The 2,886-nt window shown below is 61.2% G+C and carries 1 protein-coding gene; it reads left to right on the top strand.

The annotated features are described in order from the left end of the window. Positions 1–316 precede the first annotated feature (316 nt). Entirely contained in the window at positions 317–2,800 is a 2,484-nt protein-coding gene (locus tag LCH97_RS01750; protein ID WP_227303088.1) for a TolC family outer membrane protein, read from the top strand. Positions 2,801–2,886: the final 86 nt, after the last annotated feature.

The following is a 2,886-nucleotide window of genomic DNA, read 5'->3' on the forward strand; positions in this document are numbered from 1 at the left end:
TTTTGCCCAGCGGGTGGGCTTGCTTTGGTATCTGATTGGTATTTTTCTGGAGGGCTGTTTCAGCCAGCTGGCAAGCTGTGGCGCGTTTTGTGATTTTTTAGCATTAAGGTGATTCAGTTTGTGCGTTTTGCTTAAAGTAATGTAGCAGGACGGTGTGCATTTCAATACAATTGGCTAATTAAAAAATCCGGCTACTTTGCCTGTTGCAGGTCGCCGGGATATCGATACATAGCAAGGGTGGCACACTTTGGATATCTGCAAGAAACCCCTCAGAATTCTCACTCTGGCCCTGATGCTGTCGGGCCTGACACCTGCAATGGCGGCAGGTCTGGCCAATGTCAGCATCAAAGCCGAAGGCCAGGCACTGCGCCTGCAGCTGGATGTGCCTGCTGGCACCTTGCATAGCGGCCTGCAAATTCAGGACAGTACCGAAGTCGTGTTGCTGCTGAAGGATATTGATACCGCAGCGCTGAATGCCCAGCTGGCCAAGCTGGCGGCCCATCCTTTCATCAAACGTATCGATACCTTGCTGCCAAGCCAGGGGCTGACGCCACTGCGCATCGAATTTACCCGCCCTGTCAAAGTACTGGACGAAAAACTGGTTTCTACACTGGATAAACGTTCGCGCTGGGAGATGGTGTTTGCGCCGGATGCCAAGCGTGTGCTGCCCCCCAAACCCGCGCTGGAGCAGATGCTGGTTGTGAACCGCGAAGGGCGCGCCGACCTGCGCCTGGTAGGCTCGGCCACGCTGGAAGCGGCTATGTCGTTTGACTCCGACGGCCGCCAGGTGGTGCTCGAGCTGGCCGGTATCAGCCGCAAGAGCCTGGAGCGCGTGATTGCCGCTACCGACCTGACGCGCAACCCGCTGCTGAAGAAAATGGCGGCGCTGGATGGTGAAAATGGCAGCAGCCGCCTGGTGGTTACCCTGGCAGCCGACGCCGACGTGGTGGCCGGCGATGGCGTAGTCAGCGGCGGCAAGGGCGAGATTCTGGTGTCGTTCGTGCCCGATGCGCCTGCCGGCGAGCAAGCCGCCAGGCTGTCTGCCATGCAGGTAGCCGAATCCGCGGGTGCGCTGTCGGTATTTGCCGACAATCTGGATGGCCGCACTTTCAGTGCCTTTACCCTGGACAAGCCGCCGCGCCTGGTGGTCGATGTGCTGGGTGCCCGTGCCGAAGACATCAAGCCGCTGCTGCCCCGCATCAGCAGCCAGAGCGATACCCTGCGCGGCGTGCGCCTGGAAGAAACCCGCCTGGGCTCGGCCCGGGTGATTTTCGACCTGCAGCGCCCGCAGTCCTTGCTGGCTTCCGGCCTGCAAACGCAGGGCAACCGCTGGATCGTGTCGCTCAATGGCAAAGGCCACATCCCGGGTGACCAGGGTGCCAACGCGCTGGCAGCGTTTGCTGGCGAGCCGGTATCGCTGGAGCTACGCCAGCGCCAGGACGCTGCCGACCTGCAGCGCCCGAAAATGCTGATCAAGCCGGTAGTGCTGTCTGGTCAGGCCGGCCAGCCGCGTGCGGCCAACCCTGCGCTGGTGCAGTCCGGCCTGCCGCAGCTGTTCGAGCGCGCCCTGGAAAACGACCCGAAATACCTGAGCGCCAAAACCGACTTCCTGATCTCGGCTGAGGGTGTGCCGCAGGCGCGTGCCGCCTTGCTGCCTACCGCCGTGATTGACCTGAGCCGCTCGATGGCGCACCAGAAAATTACCGAAGCGCCGAACAAAGCCTTCCCCACCGGCAGTACTTCTTACCCATCGTCCAGCTGGTCGCTGACTATCAGCCAGCCGGTGCTGAAAATGCCGGCTATCTTCAAGCTGGACCAGGCCGAACTGGCGGTAGAGCAGGCCAAGCTGAACGTGGTGGCTGCCGAGCAAGACCTGCTGCTGCGCACCGCCTCCAGCTACCTGGCCCTGTTGGCCGCACTGGATGGTGTGGAGCTGTCCAGCGCCGAGCGCGAAGCTACCCAGAAGCAGTACGAGCTTGCCAAGTCCCGTCTGGAAAACGGCCTGGGTACCATTGCCCAGGTGCACGACACCGAATCGCGTTACAGCCTGTCGCGTGCGCGTGAAATCGAAGCCCGCAACCGCCTGCAGGATGCGCGCAGCGCATTGAAGGAAATCGTAGGGAGCGATGTGGCGGCTTTGCTACCCTTCAAGGCACATTTTGACCCTGCCATGCCGCAGCCCGCCAACCCGGAAGCCTGGGTAGATGCTGCGGTTAGCCAGAATATTGCCCTGCAGTCGCGCAAGCTGGCCGAGCAGATTGCCGGCCTGGAAATCCAGCGTCAAAAAGGCGGCTACTACCCCACGCTGGCCTTGGTTGGCACGGCCAATGGCCAGGCCAGCAAAGGCTCGTTCTACGGTGGCGGCCAACGTCAGCAAAACACCGAGCTGGCCTTGAAGCTGAGCATGCCGGCCTTTGAAGGCGGCATGACCAACTCGCTGGTGCGCGAAGCCGGTGTGCGGCTGGAAAAAGCCATGCTGGAGCGCGAACAGGAAGAACGCAAAACCGAGCGCGCAGCACGCGCGGCCTACCAAAGCGTAGAAACCAGCGCTTCGATGCTGGAAGCCCTGCGCAAGGCTGTGATTGCCCAGGACAGCGCCTTGCAAACCCGTCAGGAAGGCTACAAGGCTGGCGTGGCCAGCGTGGTGGCCGTGGCCGATGCCTACCGCTTGTACTACTCGGCGCGTCGCGACTACCTGCAGGCACGCTACGACTATCTGGTAAACCGCCTCAAGCTGAAACAGGCTGTAGGCGCACTCAGCCGCGATGATCTCACCGATCTGGCGGACCTGATGCAGTAAGCCGCACCGCGGTGTCAGAACGATAACAAACAAAAACCTGCCAGCCTCTTTGGGGCTGGTATTGCCGTACTCGCTGGAGCCACAAC

This window comes from Vogesella sp. XCS3, from assembly GCF_020616155.1.
In the GTDB taxonomy this organism is placed as follows: domain Bacteria; phylum Pseudomonadota; class Gammaproteobacteria; order Burkholderiales; family Chromobacteriaceae; genus Vogesella.

Bases quoted from the DNA above. Each gene is read 5' to 3' on its own strand.
- LCH97_RS01750 (WP_227303088.1), top strand. From the start codon at position 317: ATGGCGGCAGGTCTGGCCAATGTCAGCATCAAAGCCGAAGGCCAGGCA.